Source organism: Kitasatospora sp. NPDC002522, from assembly GCF_053595195.1.
In genome coordinates, this window is sequence record NZ_JBSFXE010000050.1 from 1 (window position 1) to 22,122 (window position 22,122).

Consider the following 22,122-nt stretch of genomic DNA (forward strand, 5'->3'; position numbering starts at 1 on the left):
CGCCACCGCGTAGTAGTCGTCCGCCACCGACCGCATCAGATCCTCATCCGCCTCCGGCCACGGCATCCCCGTCACGAACGAGAAGAACCCCGCGATCTCAGGCGAAGGATTGATCGACACGACAACAACCACCTATTCGACATCGCCACCGACCGCGGCAGACACCGGCCTTCCCCAACCGGCCTTCCCCAGAGGAACGACACCTCCATCGACCAGGGTTCACTCACAGACAGTGAACGACACCAGCGGATGGGTACGCGGACGCGCGCACCGCCCGTCGAACCGGCTGGATGCCCCGGGCCGTTCTCCCCGCCGTGGGCGGCCGGCGTTCGGGTGCGGCGCGCCACCGATTGGGAGGAGACCCATGGCCTGGTATCAGGGGCCGTGCCGGATCACGGTGACAGCGGTGGCGGCGGACTTTCCGCAGCGGGCCGTGGTGACGGTGCCCGGCGCCGGCGCACCGATCGTGATCGAGGGCACCGTGGGGGAGAGCCGCCTGATCGAGGCGCCCGGCTTCTCACTCGCCCTCGAACACCTCTACGAGGGCAACTGGCGGCCCAACATCCGTGCCGTGCAGGGCAAGTGGACGTACGTCGAGGGCGGCCGCAGCCAGATCGTCCGGAGCAAGGACGTCGACTGGCCGGGCGATCGCACCGAACGCAACCTGGTGCTGCGCGTCGACCGGCTGGAGAAGCCCGAGCAGACCCCGACGCCCACGCCCGCCCGCTCCGCCACCGTCTCCGCGGCGCTGCGCCGGACCACCGCGGGCGTCCCCACCTCCGGCACCCAGCGCACCGTCACCACCTCCGACGCCCCGACCCGCTACGGCGCCCCCACCACCTCGGGCGGTCCCGCGACGCCCGACTACGGCACCACCACCGGCGACTCCGCCACCCCGCGCAGCACCAGCTCCGGCTGGGACTCCGCCTTCGGCTGAGCCACCAGGGCCACTGACGGGCCGTCATCGCGTGCTCGCCGCCCGGGCCTGCCGGTGGCCGTCGAGCCCTGCCTGCCGGCCCGACCCGTTCCCACCGATGTCGACGGTCGTGCCAGGCATCCCGGTTCACCCGGAGAAGGAGTGAACTGCGGGCGCGGTACGGCCCGTTCCGCCCGGTGATCGCCGCCACGCGGGCACGGTGAGCACTCCGTGGCCCGCCGACGAGAGGAGAGCCGTATGAGAGTGGACCGCGGAGCGTACCGGCGCCCCGAATGGCCGAAGGAAGCTTCCCCGAGGGACTCCACGAGGCCGGACTGCGGCTGCGCGCCCGCGTCGCCGCCCGGATCGACGCCGACGGCACCCTGCGTGACCCCTGCCGCAGCCGTGTCCTGGAGACCGCCCTCGCGCTGCGCCTGCTCGACCGCACCGGCGAGCCCTCGCCCTGCCGCCCCGGCCTCACCGCCTACCTGAGGGCCGCCGCGACCGGCCCCGGCGGCCCCGGCGACATCGACCGGCTGCTCGCGACCGCCGCCCTGGACGGCGCCGGCACCCTCCCCGCCGACATCGTCGCCGACACCCTCGCCCGGTCCCCCGACTTCACCGGCTCCCGCAAGCGGGCCCTCCTGGCCGCCCTCTGGTCACTGTTCGGTCCCCCCGGCACCGCCGGCACCCCCGGCACCCCCGGCACCCCCGGCACCGCGGACGCCGGCCGGACAACGCCCGCGCCCCTCGCGTTCGACCCCGCCGCGTTCGCCGCCGACGGCCTGCACAGCTGGGCCGAGGTCCAGAACACCGCCGTCAAGGTGATCCTGGCGACCGCCACCGACCACCCCGAGGCCGTTGCCGAGACCGACCTCGCGCTCCTCGCGGCCACCCTCACCGGCCAGGACGGCATCTGGGAGGGCAACCTGCTCATCCACCTCTCCGTGCTGCACGCCCTCGCCCCGCTGCCCGGCTTCCGCGACCTGGTCGCGGACGGCATCGCCCGGCTGACGCCGCATCAGCGTGCTGACGGCGGGCTGCCGTTCGTGACCGACACCGACACCTGGTGCACCGCCACCGCAGTCCTCGCGCTGCACGCCACCGGCCTGCCGGACGCCGAACTGCGGCGCACCGCTGACCGGTTGGCCGTTCTGCAGCGCCCCGACGGCGGCTGGTCCTACACCGAGCGGGCCGAACTCGCCGACGTCGACGACGTGTCGGTCGCGCTGGAGGCCCTGCAGGCGGTCGATCCCGCCCGGTACGCCGTGGACATCCAGACCGGGCTCGGCTACCTCACCGCGATCCGGGGCGCCGACGGCGGTTGGCCCACCTACGTGGCCGGCGCGCCGTCCGAAGCGTGCATGACGGCGGCCGCGCTGAACGCGCTGTCCGCCCGGCCCGCCGACCACCACGAGCTGCTGGCCGAGGGCCTGCGGTACCTCGCCGACCGGCAGCGTCCGGACGGGTCGTTCCCGCCCGACTGGAGCGCCAGCCGCCACCACACGCTGTTCCGCGCCCTGCTGGCCACCGCCCGGGCCGGCCTGCCCGACACCGCCGCCCGCCGCCGGATCGCCGCCCGCGCGCTGGACGCCGTCCGCGGTGCCCAGAACCCCGACGGCGGCTGGGGCATGCAGCCCGGCGAGCCCAGTGACGCGGTCTCCACCGCCTACGCGCTGATCGCCCTGTGCGTCCAGGACGACCCCGGGCCCGCCGCCCGCGGCGCCCGCTTCCTGCTCGACCGGATCGGCGAGCACGGCGAACTCGACGCCGTCTCCGACTCCATCGGCCCTCGCCCGTTCCGCTTCACGGTGCCCGCGCTCGGCGAGATCTTCACCCTGCTCGCGATCGGCCACCTGTGGTCCCGCCTGGGGCTGTACGGCGACGGCGACGGCGACGGCGCGCCCGCCGCGGGTCGGGGCACGCACTTCGGCATCCGTGTCCCCGAAGCCCCGACCGAGGACCTCGCCCCGGTGCGCGCCGAGGTGCTCGGCTGGGCCGAACACCTCGGCCTGATCCGCGATCAGGCGCAGCGGGACCGCGTCGATGCCGCCGGTTTCGAGCAGGCCGCCGCCCGGATGGTGCCCGGCGCGCTGCCCGGCCGCACCGCGCTGTTCGGCCAGTGGATCCTCTGGGTGTTCCACCTCGACGACCACTTCGACGAGCAGTCCGAACTCGGCCCCGCCGACGTCCGGGCCGCTTGGGAGCCCTACCTCGCCATCGTCCGCGGCGAGGGCCTCGCCGACCCCGCCGAGCCGGCCCAGCTCGCCCTCGCGGACCTGTGGCGGCGGACCGCGTCCGGCGCCTCCGCGCACTGGCGCGAGCGCTTCGTCTTCCACCTCGCCAAGCAGCGCGACGCCGCGGTCCGCCAGCACGAACTGCGCAGCCGCGGTGAACTGCCCAGCCCCGCCGAGTACCGGCAGCTGCGCCGGGACGCCAACTGCCCGGCCGCGTTCTACCTGCTGGAGCAGCTGTACGGCTGCGAGATGCCGCCGGAGCTGGCCGCCGACTGGACCAACCTGACCGACGCCGTCAACGACGTCACCGCCTGGTGCAACGACATCGCCTCCGCCGACCGCGAGTCGGCCTGCGGCGACCCCACCAACTACGTCGCCGTGGTGCGGCACCACCACGAGCTGGAGCCGGACCAGGCCGTCGGCCTGGTCCGGGCCGCGATCACCGAGCGGATGGCCGACGTGGAACGCGCCGAACGCGCCCTGCTGGCCCGGTCCGAGCGCGTCCTCGGCGCGGCCGTGTCCTCGGTCGGCCTGCTCGCCCGGGTCCAGGCCGAACTCCCCGGCACCCACCTCGGCTGGCTGCTCGCCTCCGGCCGCTACCGCACCCACACCACCGGCGCGCCGCTCGCCGCTGCCGCGCCGCTCGCCGCTGCCGCGCCGCTCGCCGCTGCCGCGCCGCTCGCCGCTGCCGCGCCGCTCACCGCTGCCGCGCCGGTCTCCGGCTGAAGGGAACCGCCACGATGACCTCGACCACCCTCGCCCGGCCGACCGCGCCGCTCGCCCCCGGCGGCCTGCCCGGCCTCGGCCACGGCCTGCGGATGCGCCGCGGCGGGCTGCTCGCCTTCCTGGAGTCACTGTCCGCGCACGGCGAGGTGGTGCGGATCGGCCTCGGCCCGCACCCCGCCTTCGTGGTGACCACCCCTCAGCTCGTCCGGCAGGTGCTGGTCGGGGAGGCCCGCTCCTTCCACAAGGGCCGGCTCTTCGACAAGGCCCGCCCGTTCCTGGGCAACGGCGTGATGCTCTCCGACGGCGACTTCCACCTCCGCCAGCGCCGCCTGGTCCAGCCCGCCTTCCACCGGCAGCGGATCGAGGGCTACGTGCGGATCATGGCCGAGGGCGCGGCCGCCACCGCCGACTCCTGGCGGGCCGGCCGACCGGTCGACGTGCCCGCCGAGATGTACGACCTGGTGATCGCGGTCCTCGGCCGCACCCTGTTCTCCACCGAACTCGGTGGGTGGGCCGCCCTGGAGGCCCAGCGGTCGATGCCGGTCATCCAGGAGGTGATCGCCCGCCGCACGGTTTCCCCGCTGACCTTCCTGGAACGCCTGCCCACCCCCGGCAACCGCCGCTTCGACCAGGCCATCCACCGGCTGCGCGGCGTCCTCGACCGGGTGGTCGCCGAGGCCCGCGCCGATCGGACCGACCGCGGCGACCTGTTGTCCATGCTGATCGCCGCCCGGGACGCCGAGACCGGCGAGGCGATGCCCGACGAGCAGCTGCGCGACGATCTGGTCAACATCCTCGCCGCGGGCATGGAGTCCACCACCCACTCGCTGGCCTGGGCCCTGCACCTGCTCGGCGCCCACCCCGAGCACCAGCTCCGCGTCCGGGAGGAGATCGACCAGGTGCTGGCCGGGCGCGCGCCCGCCGTCGCCGACGTCCCGCGCCTGCACCACCTCGGCAACGTGGTCAAGGAAACCCTGCGCCTGTACCCGCCCGCCGGCCTCTTCATGCGCCGCGCCATCGCACCCGTGGAACTGTCCGGCATCCCGTTCCCGACCGGCACCGAGGTGATCGTCAGCCCCTACCTGATGCACCGTCACCCGGGGCTGTTCCCGAACCCCGACCGCTTCGACCCCGACCGCTGGGACCGTCCCGAGACGGCCGACCTCCCGCGCGGCGCGTACCTGCCCTTCGGCATGGGCAACCGGCTCTGCCTCGGCGACACCTTCGCGATGACCGAGATCCCCGTCGTCCTCGCGACCCTCCTCGCCCGCTGGCAGCTCACCCCCAGCCCCGGCTGCGACGTCCGTCCCGTCCCGGCCGTCACCATCTCCCCGTCCCCGTTCACGATGCTTCCCCACGCCCGCACCTGATGCCCGGTCCGGGCGCCTGACGCGCCGACAGCGGCGGCCCCGAACCCCCTGGGCAGGGAGTTCGGGGCCGCCGCTGTCGAGGTGTCAGCGCACGGGAGAGGCCAGCAGGTCCTCCAGGTAGCCCGGGCCGTCGGCGGGGAGTTCGTGGGCGCGCTGGTAGCGGATGGTGCGGCGTTCCCAGTGGTAGTAGCCGTCCATGATGGTGCGCAGGTGGACCGAGACGTACTCGTCGAGGGCCGCCACGCCGCCCAGCAGGCCGGCCAACTCGGGTATCTGGTCGGAGAGTTCGGCGTAGTCCTCGAGGGCGCCGGTGATCATGCCGCCGGCCGTGTCCAGGGCGCGGACGCGGTCGCAGGCGAGCTGGTGCTCGATCACCAGGACCAGGTTGGCGGTGTCGCCGCGGGCCTCCTCGCGTTCCAGGGTGTAGACGTCGTTCAGCCAGACCGGGACGTCCATGGCGATGCCGCGCAGGCGCTGCAGGAGCGGACTGAAGCGGACCGACGCGGGCAGTTCGACGCCGCGGATCCGGTCGATCATCTCGACCACCATCTCCATCGCGCCGGACTCGCGGCGCAGTTCGACGAAGTCGTCCAGCGTCGGCGGGCGGCGCTCGACCCGGAAGACCGCCTCGTGGGCCATCGACGCGTAGAAGCGTTCCCACAGGTGGGTCATCCGGCCGCACCAGGACGGCGACATGCCGTGGCGCAGCCGGGGCCACAGCTCGCCGAAGGCCCGGGCGAGCGGGAAGTCCGGGACCGGGGCGCCGGCCGGCAGGTGGAGCAGCGCGATCAGCTCCTCGCCGACGGCGGCGGCGCGGGCCGGATCGGCGCCGAGCGGGCCGTCGAACTGGTCGTCCAGCAGGAACCAGTAGCCCAGCAGGTCGGTGTAGAGCTGCAGGCCCTCCTCGTCGGCCGACGGGAAGAGGTAATAGGAGAGCGCGGCGATGTCCCAGGCGTCGTAGCGGGCGCGCGCATCGGCGCCGGTGAGCAGTCCGTGCGCGGTCGCCCACGCCAGCGAACGCGCGTTCAGCCGGTCGACCAGCTCGTCGGCGCGCGGCGGTGCCGGCGGGAACGGGTAGTCGATGTCCTGCGGCACGGTTCCTCCAGCAAGGTGAAGCGTCGGATCAGGGGTCCCGACCGGGAGGAACGGCCGACTCGCCGGGCCGGTTCGACGCGCCGCCCCCGCCCGGTGAACCGCCGCCCCGCGGGCCCCGTTTGTCCGGAGGAGTGCTCCACCGTCCCGCCGCACCGAGGAGGAACCCGGCCGTGACCGTCTCCGCGCTCCCCGCCGCCCTGCTGGACCCCGCCGTGATCCGCCGGGAGGTCGATGCCCGGCTGGACGCCTTCATGGCCGACAAGGTCAGGGCTGCCGACAGCCTCCGGCTGCCCGCCGAACTCGCCGGGATGCTCCGTGAGTTCCTGCTGAACGGCGGCAAGCGGGTGCGGCCGCAGCTGTGTGTGATCGGCTGGCTCGCCGGTGGCGGCGACCCCGCACCGCCCGCCCGGGTGGTCCAGGTCGCCGCCTCGCTGGAGATGTTCCACGCCTTCGCACTGATCCACGACGACGTGATGGACCGCTCCGCCACCCGCCGCGGCCGCCCCAGCATCCACCGCGCCCTCGCCGCCCTGCACGGCGCGGACGTCAACGGCGCGGACGTGCCCGGTGCCGACCGGATCGGTGAGAACGGCGCCGTCCTGGTCGGCGACCTCGCCCTGGTCTGGTCCGACGAACTCCTGGCCGGCGCCGCCCTGACGGCTGATCAGCAGGCCCGCACCCGGCCCGTGATCGACGCGATGCGCGCCGAGGTGATGTACGGCCAGTACCTCGACGTGGTGGCCGGCACCGCGCCCGCCGACGACACCGAACGGCCGCTCACCGTCATCCGCTACAAGACCGCCCGCTACACCGTCGAACGCCCCCTCCAGCTCGGTGCCGCCCTGGCCGGCGGCGGCCCCGCCGTGGCCGCCGCGCTCACCGACTACGCGCTGCCGATCGGCGAGGCCTTCCAGCTCCGCGACGACCTGCTCGGCGTCTTCGGCAGCCCCGACGAGACCGGCAAGTCCAGCCTGGACGACCTGCGCGAAGGCAAGCACACGCTGCTGCTCGCCCTCGCCCTGCAGCGCGCCGACGCCGACCAGCGCGACACCCTGCACACGCTGGTCGGCGACCCGGAGCTGGACGAGGAGGACGCCACGCGGGTGCGGGCCGTGCTGGAGGCGACCGGTGCGCGCACCGCGATCGAGCGGCGGATCGACGAACGCCGCGCCGAGGCGCTCGCCGCACTGGTCGCCGCGCCGATCCCCGCCGCCGCGGCGCAGGCGCTGGTCGACTTCGCCGACACCGCCACCGTCCGCGTCGTGTAGCCACGCTGACCGACCGTCACATCCCAGCGCGCCGGAGGATCCGTTGCCGAAGAGGAAGCCCACCCGCGGCAACCGCAAACCCGCCCGCAGCACGCCGCAACGGCGACCCGCCGCCGCACGACCCGCACCGCCCGCCGCTCCCGCACCGGTGCGGGCCGCCGTCGCGGTGGAGGAGCCGTGGCAGGAGGCCCGCAGCGCGGTCCGGCCGACCGGCGGGGACGCGGCGCGGACCAAGGTCGAGGACGCCGTGCTGGTGCTGGTCAACGAACGGCGCCGCCGCGCGGGCCTGGCGGTGCTCACCGTCGACGAGCGGCTGCGCACCTCCGCCCGCCGGCACAGCGCCGACATGGCCGCCCGCCGCTACTTCGCGCACGTCGCCCCGGACGGCGCCACCCCCAGCGACCGGATGCGCGCGGCCGGCTACCCGCAGCCCGCCGCCGAGAACCTGGCCATGGGCCAGCGCACCGCCCACGAGGTCGTCCACGCCTGGTGGAACAGCCCCGGCCACCGCCGCAACCTGCTCCACCCCGAGGCCCGCACCCTCGGGGTCGGCCTCCACCACGGACCGGACGGCACCCCCGAAGGCCCGTGGTGGACCCAGCACTTCGGCTACCCGCTCTGATGAACGCCCACCGCGGGCTCGAGGCCCTCGACGGAAAGGAACGCGATGTCCGACTCTGACTACGAGGTTGCCGTCATCGGTGGCGGACCGGCCGGTTCGGCCATGGCCTCGTAACTCGCCAAGGCCGGCATTCGCTGCATCGTGCTGGAGGCGGAGCGATTCCCGCGGGCCCACGTGGGGGAGTCGCTGGTGCCCGCGACGACCCCGGTGCTCTCGGAGATCGGCGTGCTGGAGAAGGTCGACAAGGAAGGGTTCCCGCGCAAGTACGGCGCGGTCTGGACGTCCGCGCTCGACGACGAGGTCCCGGAGGCCGGGTACCGCGCGCGCCGGCGCCGCTTCCGGCTCTCGGTGGCCGAGGTCCAGTTCGCGGAGCGGGAACAGCCGGGCGTCCAGCTCGACTACACCTTCCACGTGGACCGGGGGCGCTTCGACGAGCTGCTGCTCGACCACGCGGCGGAACTCGGCGCCACGGTGCTCCAGGGCGCACGCGTCCAGCGGGTGGACCTCGACGGCGAGGTCAAGGAGGTGGTCTACCGGGCCGACGGCGCGGAGTCGACGGTCCGGGCCCGGATGGTCGTGGACGCCAGCGGCCGCGGCACCCTCCTCGGCCGGCAACTCAGGCTGAAGACGGCCGATCCGGTGTTCGACCAGTACGCGATCCACGCCTGGTTCGAAGGACTCGACCGGGAGGCCGTGAACGGCACCGACGGGGCGGGCGAGCACATCGTCATCCACTTCCTGCCGATGACCGACACCTGGGTGTGGCAGATCCCGATCACCGACACCGTCACCAGCGTGGGCGTGGTCACCCAGAAGAGCCGGTTCAAGGCGGCCGCGAGCGACCTGGAGAGCTTCTTCTGGGAGTCGGTCGACTCGCGGCCCGCCCTCGGGGACGCCCTGCGAGCAGCGTCCCGGGTGCGCCCCTTCAAAGCCGAGGGGGACTACAGCTACTCCATGCGGGAGCTGACCGGGGACGGCTGGCTGCTGATCGGCGACGCCGCGCGGTTCGTCGACCCGATCTTCTCCAGCGGCGTCAGCATCGCGCTCAATGGAGCCCGGCTGGCCGCGCAGGACATCATCGCCGCGGCCCGGGCCGGCGACTTCGGCCGGGCCCGGTTCTCGGCGTACGAGACGACACTCCGCTCGGCGGTCCGCCACTGGTACGAGTTCATCTCCGTCTACTACCGGCTCAACGTGCTGTTCAGCGCCTTCCTGCACGACCCGGAGCACCGGGTCGAGGTGATCAAGGTGCTGCAGGGCGACGTCTACGACGGCGCGGAGCCCGCCGCGCTCGCCGCGATGCGCGAGGTCCTCGCGAAGGTCGAGCAGAACCCCAACCACCCGTGGCACAAACACCTGGGCTCCACCAGCGCCGGGTCGATGTTCGCGCGTACCTGAGACCCCGTCAGCGGTTGGAGATCCCGTGCCGTCGAACCTTCTTCCCGTCCCTCCCCTGCCGGCCCATCAACTCCTGCTGTTCCTCCTGCAACTCGGCGTCCTGCTGCTCCTGGCGCTGGTCCTGGGCCAACTGGCGGGCCGGATCGGACTGCCGGCGGTGGTCGGCGAGCTGGCGGCCGGCGTGCTGGTCGGGCCGACCCTGCTCGGCCGCGCCGCCCCGGAGCTGTCCCGGTGGTTCCTGCCGCCCGTGTCCGACCAGTTCCACCTGCTGGACGCGGTCGGCCAACTCGGCGTCATCCTGCTGGTGGCGGTGACCGGCACAGAGATGGACACGGCCCTGGTGCGCCGCCGCGGCGCGGCGGCGCTCGGCGTCGGCGTGGCCGGCCTGGTCGTGCCACTCGGCCTCGGCATCGCGGCGGGCTACCTGGTGCCGCGACCGCTGCTGACGGACGGTGCGGACCGGCTCGTGTTCGCGCTCTTCCTCGGCGTGGCCCTGTGCGTGAGCGCCATCCCGGTGATCGCGAAGATCCTCGCCGACATGGATCTGCTCCACCGCGACGTCGGCCAACTCACGCTCGCCGCCGGGATGATCGACGACGTGATCGGCTGGCTGCTGCTCGCGGTGGTGTCCGCGATGGCGACCGGCGGCGTGGACGGCTCGGCCGCGGCCTGGTCGGTGGTGCGGGTCGCCCTGGTCCTGGCACTCGCCGCCACCCTGGGCCGTCCGCTGGTGCGCGGTCTGACCCGGTGGGCCGCCCGCCGTGCGGGCAGCGCACCAGCGGCGACCGCCGTCGCCCTGGTCGTACTGTGCGCGGCCGGCACCCACGCCCTCGGCCTGGAGGCCATGTTCGGCGCGTTCCTGGCCGGCCTGCTGCTCGGCGGCGCGGGAACGGCCGGGGCGGGCGGCGTCGCACCGCTGCGCACGGTGGTCCTGGGCGTCCTCGCGCCGCTGTTCTTCGCCTCCGCCGGGCTGCGGATCGACCTGGCCGCGCTGGCCCGGCCGACGGTGCTCGCCACCGCGACCGGCGTCCTGCTGGTCGCCGTGGCCGGCAAGTTCGCCGGCGCGTTCCTCGGCGCCCGGGCCGGGCGGCTGGGGCGGTGGGAGGCCCTGGCGGTCGGGGCCGGCATGAACGCCCGCGGCGTCATCCAGATCATCGTGGCGACCGCCGGGCTGCGCCTGGGCATCCTGACGCCGAGCGTCTACACCATCGTGATCCTGACGGCGATCCTCACCTCCGTCATGGCCCCGCCGATCCTCGGGTACGCCACCCGCCGGATCACACCGACCGCCGACGAGGAGGCCCGCCGCCGGCGCGCGCTCGCCGCGCAGAGCGACCTCCCCTTCACTCCCGCGAACTGGCGCACGCCCGTCGCACCGCAGCAGAGGTGACCCGCCGATGGACTTCGCCCTCACCCCGGACCAGCGCCTGCTGGCCGAACGCACCCTGGAGTTCTGCACCAAGGCGCTCAACGCGAGCACCGCGCAGCGCGAACCCGAGCACCGGTTCGGCGCCGAGGAGTGGCGCCGCTGCGGCGAGTTCGGGCTGCTCGGGCTGAGCGTTCCGACCGGCCACGGCGGGCTCGGCCTGGACTCGCTCGACACCGCACTGGCGATCGAGGCGTTCGGGAAGGGCTGCACCGACACCGGCCTGGTCTTCTCGGCCTGCGCCCACCTGCTGGCCTGCGCGATGCCGATCGCCGAACACGGGGACGAGGCGCTCAAGCAGCGCTACCTGCCCCGGCTCGCCACCGGCGAGCTGATCGCGGCGAACGCCATCACCGAGGCGGAGGCTGGCTCGGACGTCTACGCCCTGCGGACCTCGGCGGTGCGCGACGGCGACCACTACGTGCTGTCAGGTACCAAGAGCTTCGTCACCAACGCGCCGGTGGCGGACGTCTTCCTGGTGTACGCGATGACCGACCCGGCCGCCGGCTACCTGGGCATCAGCGCCTTCCTGGTGGACCGCGACACCCCCGGACTGCGGATCGGAGCGCCGTTCGCGAAGACCGGCCTGACCACCTCCCCGGTCGCCGCCGTCTACCTGAACGACTGCCGCGTGCCGGACTCGAACCGGCTCGGTCCGGAGGGCGCCGGGCGGAGCATCTTCGCCCGCTCGATGGAGTGGGAGCGGTCCTGCCTGTTCGCCGCCTACGTGGGGGTGATGGACCGTCAGCTCGAGCACACCATCGCCCATGTGACCACCCGCCGGCAGTTCCGCAAGCCGCTCGCCAGGCAGCAGGCGGTGGCCCACCGCATCGCGGACATGAAGCTCAGACTCGAAACCTGCCGGCTGCTGCTGTACCGCGCCTGCTGGCGCCGGGACCAGGGCGAGGACGCCACCCTCGACGTGTCACTCGCCAAGCTGGCGATCAGCGAGGCCGCCGTCCAAGGCGCGCTGGACGCCGTGCAACTCCACGGCGGCAGCGGGGTGATGCAGGAGACCGGCATCGAACAGCAGCTGCGGGACGCCGTCGCGGCCCGGATCTTCTCCGGCACCTCGGAGATCCACCGCGACCTGATCGCCCGGAGCGTCGGCCTGTGAGACTCGAACAGCTGGTCATCGACGCCGCCGCCGCGCACCCCGACGCACCGGCCGTCAGCGGTCCCGACGGCACCCTCAGCTATCGCGAACTCGACGCGCTCGCCGACCGCATCGACGCCGAACTGCGCGCCCTCGGCGTGTGGCCCGGCGACCGGGTGGCGGTCTGGCTCGACAAGAGCGCACACACCGTCGCCGTGCTCCAGGCCGCACTGCGGACCGGCGCCGCCTACGTGCCGCTCGACCCCCTGGCCCCCGCCCCGCGCGCGGCCGCCCTGATACGCGACTGCGCCCCGGCGGCACTGGTCACCACCGAGGAGCGGCTCGCCCGGCTCGACGAGGCACTGCCCGCCGAGCACCGGCCGGCCGTGCTCACCACGCCGCCCGGCGGCCCCGGCCGGTCCGGCTACGGCCGCCACCCGGGCACCGGCAACGGCGGCGGCCCGGCGCCGCAGGCCGACGGCGGAGCCGAGGACCTCGCCTACATCCTCTACACCTCCGGCTCGACCGGCCCGCCCAAGGGCGTGCACCTCATCCCGCCGGGAACACCGGGCCGTGCGCTGGTCGACCTGGTCCACCGGCACCGCCTCACGGTCTGGTACTCGGTGCCCTCCGCGCTGGTCCTGATGATCGAGTACGGCGGGCTGCTGACCCGCGGCAGGCTGCCGCTGCGCGCCGTCGTCTTCGCCGGCGAGGTGTTCCCGATCGGCCCGCTGCGGGCGCTCCAGAACCACCAGCCGGACCTGGAACTGCTGAACTTCTACGGCCCCACCGAGACCAACGTGTGCGCCTACCACCGCGTCACGCCGCTCCCCGCCGACCGCACCACCCCGGTCCCGATCGGAACCGCCTGCTGCGGCAACCGGATCCGGGCGGTCCGTCCCGACGGCCGCGAGGCGGCCGTCGGCGAGGAGGGCGAACTGCTGGTCGACGGCCCGACCGTGATGGCCGGCTACCACGGCCGCCCGCCGCACCGGGGCCCGTACGCCACCGGCGACATCGTCCGCCGGTGCGCCGACGGCGCCTACGAGTACGTCGGACGGCGCGACCACCTGGTGAAGGTCCGCGGGCACCGGATCGGACTCGGCGAGATCGAGAGCGCCCTGCTCGCCCACCCGGCGATCACCGACGCCGCCGTGGTCGTGGCCGGCGAAGGACTCCGCGCACGGCTGCACGCCTTCGCGGTGGCCCGGCAGACGGCCGGGCCCGGCGTCTCCGCCACCGACGTCAAGCGCTTCCTCTCCGAACGGCTCCCGCGCCACCTGGTCGTCGACCGGCTCGACTGGCTCGACCGGCTGCCACGCACCCCGAACGACAAGGTCGACCGCCGACAACTGCTGACCCTCTGCACACCACCACAGGAGGACTGACCACCGTGAACGACATCGAACGCGCAATCCACCGTTTCATCGCCGAGAGCCTGCTGGAGGACGAGGAGTTCGAACTCACCGTCGACACCCCGCTGCTGGAGTACCGGATCATCGACTCGCTGAGCGTCGAGGAACTGCTGGTGCACGTCCACGACACCTACGGCGTCCTGATCGAGGACCTGCCGCCGACCGACTGGGACACCATCGGCAAGCTCGCCCGGATCATCGCCGCCAGGAGGGTCGCCGGTGTTTGACACCTCGTCGGCCCCGCTCTCCGAGCACTCGGGCTACCGCCGCTCGGCCGGCTCCTACCACCTGGTGCACCCCACCAGCGGAGCGGAGGTCAGCGACGCGGTGCTGGCGGCCAGGGCCGCCGGACTCGGGGTGCGCGTGCGCGGCAACGCCTGCGCCATGAACGGCACCAACATCCCGCTCCCCGGCGAGCTGCTGATACCGACCACGGCACTCGACGGCTACCACTTCGCGGCCGAGGGCACCATCACGGTGGGCGGAGGGGCAACCGTCCTGAACGTCAACTCCCTACTGAACTCCCTCGGTTACACGCTACGCATGCACAACGAGGGCGGCCCGGCGGCCACCGTGGGCGGGTACCTCAGCGCCGGCGGGGTCGGCCCGGGCGCCGAGCAGTACGGCGGCTTCTGGGAACAGGTCACCGAAGTGGTGCTGGTCACCGGCACCGGCGAGCCGATCACCGTCCGGCCCGGCGACGAGCTGTTCCGGTGGCTGTTCGGGTCCATGGGCCAGCTGGGCATCGCCGTCCGACTCACCCTCACGATCGCGCCCCGCGAAGGCGCCACACCCGTCTACCCGCTCGGCCGCACCGGCCGGATCGAACCCCGGGTGCCGGACACGCCCAAGCGCGTGTGGCTGGAGACGTACGTCCCGGCGGAATGTGCGGCGGAGGCCAGGATGGCGCTACGGAGGATCGGCATGCCCTATCGACACCTGTGGCAGCCGCGCCTGGCCACCTTCGAACGGCGGATCCGGTTCGTCTCCTTCACACCCCCGCTGCTCTCCGCCCACCGGGGAGACCTCGCCCTGGTCGGCGAGTGGGGCGACCTCCCCGAGCACCCCGACTGGCAGGCACTGCGCGGCCTGAGCCGGGAGATCTCCACGTGGACCGGCTCCGACCACCGCTTCCGGCGCTACGCCTCCGCCGACCTGGTGTTCGAGGACTTCGACTACCGGAGCCACTACGGCGAGGCGACCCTGCGCGACTTCGCCGCGCTCAAACGGCGCTTCGACCCCGACGGCATCCTGGTGCGCGGCCCGCTGTCCCGCGCGCTGGCGAGCGCCTGACCGCGGGAGACCGGATGGAGACTCCTGCACCGACCATGGTCCAGTACGGCGAGTCCCGGGTCCGGGCGCTGTGCGAGGCCGCCGGTCTCGCCGCCCGGGCACCCGAGATCGTCGACAACTACCGTCTGCTGAGCGGATCGTGGGGCTCGCGGCGGATCGACCGGCCACCCCGGTGGTCGTACGCGACCGCTGACAGCACCCCGCTGGAGCTCTCGGTGGTGCTGGAGGACCGCCTCACCGGTCTGGGCGTCGCGGTGGAGGCCCAGGCTTCCCCCGCGACCGCACCCGCCTACTGGCGCAGCGCGAGCGACCTGACCGAGCGGCTGGGCAGCCGGTTCGGCCTCTCACTGGAGCGGCTGCGCCGGGTGGAGGACCTGTTCCGGGTGGACGGGCCGCTGCCTCGGCACCAGTCGATGGCGACCTACCACGCGATGGGCTGGTCCGAGCGCGGCCGACCCGCCGTCAAGCTCTACTTCTGGGCGGGGAGTTCCGGTGCCGGCCTGCTCGGCCCGGTCGGCGCCGAGGCCCTCGACCGGCTGGGCCTCTCCGCACAGCGGCAGCGGATCAGCGCCGCCCTGCACCCCGAGGACACCGTCTCCTACCTCAGCCTCGACCTCACCGAGACCGGTGCCGCGCGCACCAAGCTGTACGTCCAGCACCGCGGCGAGCTGACCGCCGACCGGCTGGAGCGGCTCGGCCGCCTCGCCGCCGACCACGCTCCCGGGGAGGCGGCCGCGCTCGTCCGAGCGGCGGTCGGGGCGGCCGCCGCCTCGAGCTGGCCCCCGGGCACCTCCGCGCGAGACCGGATGCAGTGGCTGTCCAACCGCCGTCGGCACTGGCCGGCCGGCACCTACCTGTCCATGACGGACGGGGTTCCCGGCGCCATCGAATCGGCGGTCCACCAACTCGCCCTGCCGCCGCTGTGCCGCAGCGACGCCGAGGCCGCGGCCCTGGTCGAGCGGATCCTGACCGAGTTCGGCGTCGGCGCCGAGGCCGCAGCCGCGTACCGGCGCTGCCGTGACGCCCTCACCCGGCGGCCGCTGGCCGCCGAGCGGTACGCGCACACCTTCGTCAGCGCCAAACGGCGCGCCGACGGACGTCCGCGCGTGGTCGTCTACTTCAACCCGCGGATGTTCCTCGCCCGCCACGGCCTGTCCAACGGTGACCTGCGTCAGGCGCTGCGGTGGGCCGGTGCGGACGGTGCGGCCGGTGACGTCGGCACGGACGGCGGGGTGGCGCTCCCGTCGAGCAGCGCGTGGAGCGCCGCGGAGAACGCCCTCGGGTGAGTCAGGTAGCCCTCGTGGCCGCCCGGGAACTCGACCGGCTCGCACGCGAGCAGGCCGGCCAGCGCGACGGCGCCCTGGTACGCCGTCGACCGGGCCGAGCTCGCCCCGACGGCCGGGACGATCCGCACCGGTGACGTCCGCAGCGCCGCACGGCCGACCCGGGTGAGGCTGTAGCGGCAGGTCGCGCCCGCGTCGTGGGCGAGGAAGCGGTCCATGTTGGCGATCTCCCGCGGACCGGGCCGGGACCACACCACCCCCGGCTCACGGTCCATCAGACCCCCGCCGAGCGCCTTCGCGTACGTCCGCAGCGCCGAGATCCGCCCTTCGGCCCGATAGGTGGCCTCCATCCGCTCCTGGAGGCGCAGTGCGGCCTCCCGCTCCGCCGCGTCGAGCAGCGTCACCGCGGGCGGCTCGTGCGCGACCAGGGTGCGCACCCGCCCGGGGTGACGCAGTGCCAGGTCGAGCCCGATCACCGCGCCGGTGCTGCAACCGAACACCAGCGCCCGGTGCTCGGTGCGGGAGGCCAGCAGCCGCTGTGCGTCGTCGCTGTGCGTCTCCAGGCAGGGCGGCGGGGCGTCGTCGTCGAGCCCGCTGCGCGAGAGGCCGCGCCGGTCGTAGCTCAGCACCGTGTACCGCTCGGCGAGCACGTCGGCGATGCCGTCCGGGGTGTCCGCGTCGCCGCCGCCGCTCGGCAGCAGCAGGAGCAGCGGGCCCGACCCCCGGACCTTGTAGTGGAGGACGGCTCCGGGCACCCGGAGCCGTCCGGTCTGCGAAGCGCTCATCGCTGCCTCCCGGCGGGTTCCCCGGCCGGTCGACCGGCCGACGGCCGGGCCCCTGGGCGCAGTGCCAGTGGCACCGGCTCCCACCAGGTGACGCAGCGCCAGAACCACTCCAGCGGGCCGTAGCGGTGCCCGGCCAACCACGCGCGGCTCGCCGCCGCCTGGACGGCGAGGACGGCCACCGCCAGGCCGAGCGCCCGGTACCACCGGTCGGAGCCGTGCAGGCCCAGAAGCGGGGACGCCGCGAGCACCAGCACCGTCGCCGACACGTAGTTGGTCAGCGCCATCCGCCCCAGCGGGGCGAAGAACCCGGTCAGCGCGGGCCGCAGGGGGGTCCGCAGCCACAGCAGGAAGCCGGAGGTGTAGGCGAGCGCCGTCAGGAGGCCGGCCACGGTGGCCGAGCGGGAGGCGACGGCGTCCAGCCAGGTGCGGTGCTGCCAGACGGTGGCGGCGACGGCCGCGGGCGCGGCGAGTGCGAAGACCACGGTGAGCTGGCGGGTGCGGGCGGCGATGGTCTCGGCGATGCCGTAGCGGGCGGTGGCCGAGCCGAGCAGGAACAGGCCCGGGATCAGCGCCAGGCCGCCGCCGGCCAGCGTGCACCCGGCCAGCGTGAGCGCGGCGCCCGCGTAGAGCGGTGCCGGGCGGGGAAGCCGGGCGGTGGGCAGCAGCACCAGCAGGCCGGCGATCGCATAGGGCAGCAACGCCTCGCCCGGGTGCAGCAGTTGGTGGGCGGCGCCGAGCAGGCCGAGGGCGAGCAGCCGGCGGGCGACGACCGGGAAGGGGAAGCCGGTCCGGGCGGCTGCGCTGTCGAAGAACAGGGCGAAGCTCAACCCGAAGAGGAAGGAGAAGATCGGGAAGAACCGGTACTGGACCGTCAGGTCGAGCGCCTCGCGGACGGGGTGGAGCCGGCCGGGCTCGACGGCCCCGGGCATCCGCGTGAGCTGCGGGACGTTGACCAGCAGGATGCCGCACAGGGCGAATCCGCGCAGGGCGTCGAGGTCGTCGATGCGGGGCCGTCGCAGGGTCGGCTGCACGCGGAGGTCTCCTCGGGTGTCGGGAACGCGTCGCTTCGGAGTACGCGCCCCGCCCCCGCCCGGGTTCACCGCCCGCGGCGCCGCAGCACCGCCACGGCCGCCACGGCGACGGCCAGCAGCACGGCCGAGGCCGCCAAGGGCCAGATCGCGTCCCCCTCGGACGGCGACGCGGCGGCCGGAGCGGACGGCGCGGCGCCCGGCCCGCCCGACGGTGCGTCAGGAACCGGCTGTGGAGCACCGGCCGAGGTCCGCTCGGCGAGCTGCTGGGGGTACAGGCAGGCCGGCTCGACCGGTGCGCCGTCGGAGACGCGGATACCGTCCGCCTGGTCGGCCACCGGTGTGCCGCGGGTGCCGAAGGCCCAGTTGTGGGCGGTGGGCGGCTGCTGGATCGCGAAGTAGTCGACGTCGGCGTTCCACATCACCTGGTTGGCTCCGGCCCAGCCCTGGCCGGAGCCGGCATTGCTGCGGTCGGTGAGGGCGAGGTCGTCGGCGGGGCCGCGGGAGCCGCGCATCGTGAGGCAGTCGTAGAGGGTGCCGGTGGCCCAGCGCTGGTGCGGACCGGCGTCGAGGCGGAAGCGGCCGGTGTTCTCCGAGGTGCACCGGGTGAAGACGTTGGGGCCCGCGACCCGGGGGCCGGTGGTCCAGGCGTGCAGGTTGCTGCCGGTGACGCGGCAGCCGGTGACCAGGTTCTGCTGGCCGTCGACGGAGTACGCGGCAGGCTGCGCGAACGGGGCGCGCTGCGGGATCGCCTGGTCCATCCGGGTCGCGGCGGTGTCGGCGAAGGTGATGCGGGAGGCGCTGTCGCCGATGGAGCCGATCCCGGCGCCGAACCGGTCGGCGGTGACATCGCGCAGCCAGCCGTCCTGGACGGCCGAGAAGCGGGCGAGGGCGGCCTTGAAGTACCCGCCGGTGTCGTAGCCCGCCGCCTCGGTGAAGGCGAAGCCGTCCGCGCTCAGCGACTCCACCCCGACCTGGGAGATCCGGCCCGGAAACGCGTACGGCCAGACCACCGCGTGGGTGTACTCGCGCTCCAGGGCGTTGGTCAGCGGCGCATCCAGGGTGATCCGGTTGCCGTCGACGGCGGTGACGGTGCGTCGGAACTGCAGGCCCGCGCCGGCCGGCCAGGGGTGGGACGCGGTGCCGTCGTCGCGGGCCGGGATCGCGTCCATGCCGATCGCGTGGATCCAGCCGTCCTCCTGCGGCCGCTGCACGACCACCTGCTGACCGGGCGTCAGGCCGGCCGCCGAGTCCAGGGTGAGCACGCTCGCGCCGACCGGGACGTAGGCGTCGGCGACGGCGTGCGCCGGGCCGGAGCGGGTCGGCTCGCCGGTGCCGGCCAGCTCGACCAGGGCCCGCGGGTCGCCGGAGGCGAGCAGGAGGGTGCCGTCGGAGCCGCTGCCCGCGCCGCGCAGCACCACGCCCGAGGCGGTGATCCGCAGCGGGTTGCCGACCCGGTAGCGGCCGGCGGCCAGCCGGACGGCGCCGCGCAGACCGCCCGGGCCGGGCGGGAGCGCGGCCACCCGGTCCAGGGCCTGCTGGATGCGCGCCGTGTCGTCGCCGGACGCCGCGGGCTGCAGGGTGACCGCATCGGCGGCCGTCGGCAGCGGACGGGTTCCGCCCGCGTACCCGGCGGACGAGAAGTCGGGGACGCGATTGCCCCGGGCGTCCTGCCCGTACACCAACCGCCCGCCCGTGAACGCCAGCCAGCTGGCCGGGTCGCCCGCCGCGTCGCGGCTCGCAGCCGGCTTCGGGGAGGCGGCGGGGGCGGGCGGCACCGGCACCGCCAGCAGGCAGCACAGGACGGCGGCGGCAGCCGCGGCACGCCGGCCGGGACGGGGCGGACGCATGGCACTCCTCGCATCGGGTCGCCGGTCTTCGACACCTGGAGGACGGCTCCGCAACGAATCGGGTTCAGGGTGAACCGGGACCACCGCCCGGGCCGTAGTCCTGGCAGAGCCCGCGCGAAGCGCGCGGTCCCGACGGAGGGCGCCGCAGAGATGACCACCCCCTCGCATCCGACCGACCGGGGCGTCTTCCCGGAACCGCGCGGCGCCTGCCCGTTCGCCCCCGCACCGGCCTACGAACAGGCCCGCGAACAGGACCCGGTCCGCCGGGTCACCCTGCTGGACGGTTCGCGGCCCTGGATGGTGACCCGCCATCAGGACGTCCGCAGCGTCCTCGCCGACCCGAGGTTCTCCGCCGACGCCCGCGAACCCGGCTTCCCGTTCCCGTTCGCCGCCCGCAAGTTCGTGCTCACCGGCGAGCCCCCGTTCGTGCGCCTCGACGGCGCCGAACACACCCGGCAGCGCCGCATGGTCACCCGGCACTTCACCGCCCGCCGCACCGAGGAGCTGCGCCCCAAGGTGCAGGAGATCACCGACCGGGTGGTCGACGCGATGCTCGCCGCCGGCGACGGCGCCGACCTGATCACCGCCTTCGCGCTGCCCGTGCCCTCGCTGGTGATCTGCCACCTGCTCGGCGTCCCGTACGAGCAGCACGACTTCTTCCAGGACCGCAGCCGCACCCTGGTCGACCACTCCGCCACCCCCGAGCAGACCGCCGCCGGCTGGACCGACCTGGTCGGCTACCTGGAGGAACTCGCCGAGGCCAGACTCCGCGAACCCGACGACGGCATCGTCTCCACCCTGGTGAACGAGGAGGGCCAGACCCCCGCCCAGGCCGCCGCGATGGCCCGCGTCCTGCTGGTCGGCGGACACGAGACCAGCGCCAACATGGCCGCCCTCGCCGTCCTCGCCCTGCTCCGCCACCCCGACCAGCTCGCCGCGCTGCGCGCGGAACCCGCCCTGCTGCCGAACGCCGTCGAGGAACTGCTGCGCTACGTCACCGTGGTCGGCGACCCCGGAATCCCGCGCGTCGCCGTGGTGGACGCCGAGATCGGCGGGCAGCCGATCCGGGCGGGGGAGGGCGTGCTGTGCATGCTCCCCGTCGCCAACCGCGACCCCGCGGTCTTCACCACACCCGGAGCCCTCGACCTGCGCGCCGACGCCCGCCGGCACGTCGCCTTCGGCGTCGGTGCCCACCAGTGCCTCGGCATGCCGCTGGCCCGGCTGGAACTGCAGATCATGCTCGGCACCCTGCTGCGCCGCCTGCCCGGCCTGCGCCTCGCCGTGCCGTTCGAACAACTCCGCTACCGGGAGCGGGCGTTGATCCACGGCCTGGTGGAGCTGCCCGTGATGTGGTGAGCCGACCGCGCTGCCCCGCGGGCCGACCGCCCCGGCGCTCGGCCGGTCGCACTGCCCCCGGTCGGCGTCGTCAGCGCTCGGTGCGGGCCACGGTGTCGAAGTGCGCCGAGACGGTCTTGCCGCCGCCCACCCGGGGCGCCCAGCACAGGTGGTCGGACAGCTCCCGGACGATCTGCAGCCCGCGCCCGCCGCAGGCCAGCCGCCCGTCGTCCGGGGCGGACTCCGCAGCGCCGGTCGGCAGCGGTACGGCGCGCGAGTCCTGGTCGGTGACGTCCAGGAAGAGCCAGCACGGGCGGGTGCGCAGCGCCACCGTGACCTGCCGCTGCACGCCGGAGCTGACCAGTCGTTCGTCCGGCGCGGCGTGCCGGGCGGCGTTGCCGACGAGTTCGGAGACGCACAGCTCGACGTCGTCGGCGAGCTCGCCGAGGCCCCAGTCCGTCAGTGCGCGGCGCACCATCTCCCGCGCCGCCCGGGCGCAGGACGGGTCGTCGCTCAGGACGGCCAGCGAGCGCCAGCGGGTGGGCAACGGGTCGAGGACGAGGTCGAGGTCGAGGTCGACGCCGCGGTCGGTGCGGCGATCTGTGCGGTGATCGGTGCCGTTCATGGCGTGCTCCTACGGGGTGCGGCCCGGGTGGACGTGGCCGCGGAGTCGACGCGCGGCACACGGTCCTCACCGGAGTACAACGGACGGACCCCGTCCGGCGGTTGATGATCCTTCCGCCGGAGGCGAACGCCGACCCTAGGGCTTGTCTGACAATTCGCGTCGCATCAGCGCGCGGCGTTGGGCGCCCGGCTGGGCGTGCGCCCGAGTCGCCCTCGTACTGGACGTACTTGGGTGATTCGGGCGTGCGTCCAGGCGGGATGCCCGGCGTCGCGCGCGCGGCGGGAATTGTCAGACAAGCCCTAGCGGGTCAGGTAGACCAGCGCGCCGACGAGCGGCGGCAGGATCAGCAGCGCC

At 74.4% G+C, this 22,122-nt stretch carries 17 protein-coding genes and 1 pseudogene; 13 read left to right on the top strand and 5 right to left on the bottom strand.

What is annotated here, in order from left to right; all coding sequences use genetic code 11:
• Positions 1–364 precede the first annotated feature (364 nt).
• The 3 genes from ACWD4U_RS30530 to ACWD4U_RS30540 all read left to right on the top strand — a co-directional run bounded on the left by ACWD4U_RS30530 (position 365) and on the right by ACWD4U_RS30540 (position 5,249).
• Positions 365–937 carry a hypothetical protein gene (locus tag ACWD4U_RS30530; RefSeq protein ID WP_363459921.1) on the top strand — a complete coding sequence of 191 codons (573 nt, stop codon included), beginning with the start codon at positions 365–367 and terminating at the stop codon, positions 935–937.
• A gap of 272 nt (positions 938–1,209) precedes the next feature.
• Complete coding sequence (locus ACWD4U_RS30535; protein ID WP_363459922.1) at positions 1,210–3,879, top strand: terpene synthase family protein; 2,670 nt, start codon at positions 1,210–1,212, stop codon at positions 3,877–3,879.
• Between the two features lie 14 nt (positions 3,880–3,893).
• The gene (locus ACWD4U_RS30540) at positions 3,894–5,249 is read left to right on the top strand and encodes a cytochrome P450 (RefSeq protein ID WP_363459923.1); all 1,356 of its coding nucleotides are present in this window, start codon (positions 3,894–3,896) and stop codon (positions 5,247–5,249) included.
• A gap of 84 nt (positions 5,250–5,333) precedes the next feature.
• Here ACWD4U_RS30540 and ACWD4U_RS30545 read toward each other — a convergent pair whose 3' ends face one another.
• On the bottom strand, positions 5,334–6,344 hold the full coding sequence (locus tag ACWD4U_RS30545) for a terpene synthase family protein (protein WP_363459924.1): 1,011 nt from the start codon (positions 6,342–6,344) through the stop codon (positions 5,334–5,336).
• A gap of 170 nt (positions 6,345–6,514) precedes the next feature.
• Between ACWD4U_RS30545 and ACWD4U_RS30550 the strand changes: the two genes are divergently transcribed.
• The 9 genes and pseudogenes from ACWD4U_RS30550 (at position 6,515) to ACWD4U_RS30590 (ending at position 16,148) form a co-directional block, all read left to right on the top strand.
• Positions 6,515–7,612: a polyprenyl synthetase family protein gene (locus tag ACWD4U_RS30550; RefSeq protein WP_363459925.1), complete on the top strand. Its 1,098-nt coding sequence runs from the start codon at positions 6,515–6,517 to the stop codon at positions 7,610–7,612.
• 43 nt (positions 7,613–7,655) lie between these two features.
• Positions 7,656–8,234 (top strand): CAP domain-containing protein, encoded by a 579-nt coding sequence (locus ACWD4U_RS30555; RefSeq protein ID WP_363459926.1) that lies wholly within the window; start codon positions 7,656–7,658, stop codon positions 8,232–8,234.
• A gap of 126 nt (positions 8,235–8,360) precedes the next feature.
• A pseudogene (locus ACWD4U_RS30560) lies at positions 8,361–9,632 on the top strand (NAD(P)/FAD-dependent oxidoreductase); the annotation flags it as partial.
• Between the two features lie 25 nt (positions 9,633–9,657).
• Positions 9,658–11,022, top strand: coding sequence for a cation:proton antiporter (locus tag ACWD4U_RS30565; RefSeq protein WP_363459927.1), 1,365 nt, complete (start codon positions 9,658–9,660; stop codon positions 11,020–11,022).
• 7 nt (positions 11,023–11,029) lie between these two features.
• Positions 11,030–12,175 carry an acyl-CoA dehydrogenase family protein gene (locus ACWD4U_RS30570; protein ID WP_363459928.1) on the top strand — a complete coding sequence of 382 codons (1,146 nt, stop codon included), beginning with the start codon at positions 11,030–11,032 and terminating at the stop codon, positions 12,173–12,175.
• Positions 12,172–13,542 carry an AMP-binding protein gene (locus ACWD4U_RS30575; RefSeq protein WP_363459929.1) on the top strand — a complete coding sequence of 457 codons (1,371 nt, stop codon included), beginning with the start codon at positions 12,172–12,174 and terminating at the stop codon, positions 13,540–13,542. Before ACWD4U_RS30570 ends, ACWD4U_RS30575 begins: the two co-directional genes overlap by 4 nt.
• Positions 13,543–13,547: 5 nt before the next feature.
• On the top strand, positions 13,548–13,796 hold the full coding sequence (locus tag ACWD4U_RS30580) for an acyl carrier protein (protein ID WP_363459930.1): 249 nt from the start codon (positions 13,548–13,550) through the stop codon (positions 13,794–13,796).
• Positions 13,789–14,862, top strand: a complete 1,074-nt coding sequence (locus ACWD4U_RS30585) for an FAD-binding oxidoreductase (protein ID WP_363459931.1) — start codon at positions 13,789–13,791, stop codon at positions 14,860–14,862. The genes ACWD4U_RS30580 and ACWD4U_RS30585 overlap by 8 nt, the downstream gene beginning before the upstream one ends.
• Positions 14,863–14,876: 14 nt before the next feature.
• Entirely contained in the window at positions 14,877–16,148 is a 1,272-nt protein-coding gene (locus ACWD4U_RS30590; protein WP_363459932.1) for a hypothetical protein, read from the top strand.
• On the opposite strand, the gene ACWD4U_RS30595 is transcribed toward ACWD4U_RS30590, so the two are convergent.
• From ACWD4U_RS30595 to ACWD4U_RS30605, 3 genes are all read right to left on the bottom strand, one after another.
• Entirely contained in the window at positions 16,034–16,930 is an 897-nt protein-coding gene (locus ACWD4U_RS30595) for an alpha/beta fold hydrolase (protein WP_363459933.1), read from the bottom strand. The two genes, ACWD4U_RS30590 and ACWD4U_RS30595, sit on opposite strands and share 115 nt — an antisense overlap.
• Positions 16,927–17,961, bottom strand: a complete 1,035-nt coding sequence (locus tag ACWD4U_RS30600; RefSeq protein WP_363459934.1) for a DUF418 domain-containing protein — start codon at positions 17,959–17,961, stop codon at positions 16,927–16,929. The genes ACWD4U_RS30595 and ACWD4U_RS30600 overlap by 4 nt, the downstream gene beginning before the upstream one ends.
• 65 nt (positions 17,962–18,026) lie before the next feature.
• The gene (locus ACWD4U_RS30605) at positions 18,027–19,808 is read right to left on the bottom strand and encodes a hypothetical protein (RefSeq protein WP_363459935.1); all 1,782 of its coding nucleotides are present in this window, start codon (positions 19,806–19,808) and stop codon (positions 18,027–18,029) included.
• Between the two features lie 150 nt (positions 19,809–19,958).
• Here ACWD4U_RS30605 and ACWD4U_RS30610 point away from each other — a divergent pair, with 150 nt between their 5' ends.
• Positions 19,959–21,164: a cytochrome P450 gene (locus ACWD4U_RS30610; protein WP_363459936.1), complete on the top strand. Its 1,206-nt coding sequence runs from the start codon at positions 19,959–19,961 to the stop codon at positions 21,162–21,164.
• A 70-nt stretch (positions 21,165–21,234) separates the two neighbouring features.
• Here ACWD4U_RS30610 and ACWD4U_RS30615 read toward each other — a convergent pair whose 3' ends face one another.
• Entirely contained in the window at positions 21,235–21,768 is a 534-nt protein-coding gene (locus tag ACWD4U_RS30615; protein ID WP_363459937.1) for an ATP-binding protein, read from the bottom strand.
• Positions 21,769–22,122 lie beyond the last annotated feature (354 nt).

Coding starts and splice junctions, on each gene's coding strand:
- ACWD4U_RS30530 (WP_363459921.1), top strand. CDS start 365: ATGGCCTGGTATCAGGGGCCGTGCCGGATCACGGTGACAGCGGTGGCG.
- ACWD4U_RS30540 (WP_363459923.1), top strand. CDS start 3,894: ATGACCTCGACCACCCTCGCCCGGCCGACCGCGCCGCTCGCCCCCGGC.
- ACWD4U_RS30605 (WP_363459935.1), bottom strand. CDS start 19,808: ATGCGTCCGCCCCGTCCCGGCCGGCGTGCCGCGGCTGCCGCCGCCGTC.
- ACWD4U_RS30590 (WP_363459932.1), top strand. CDS start 14,877: ATGGAGACTCCTGCACCGACCATGGTCCAGTACGGCGAGTCCCGGGTC.
- ACWD4U_RS30595 (WP_363459933.1), bottom strand. CDS start 16,930: ATGAGCGCTTCGCAGACCGGACGGCTCCGGGTGCCCGGAGCCGTCCTC.
- ACWD4U_RS30615 (WP_363459937.1), bottom strand. CDS start 21,768: ATGAACGGCACCGATCACCGCACAGATCGCCGCACCGACCGCGGCGTC.
- ACWD4U_RS30535 (WP_363459922.1), top strand. CDS start 1,210: ATGGCCGAAGGAAGCTTCCCCGAGGGACTCCACGAGGCCGGACTGCGG.
- ACWD4U_RS30570 (WP_363459928.1), top strand. CDS start 11,030: ATGGACTTCGCCCTCACCCCGGACCAGCGCCTGCTGGCCGAACGCACC.
- ACWD4U_RS30610 (WP_363459936.1), top strand. CDS start 19,959: ATGACCACCCCCTCGCATCCGACCGACCGGGGCGTCTTCCCGGAACCG.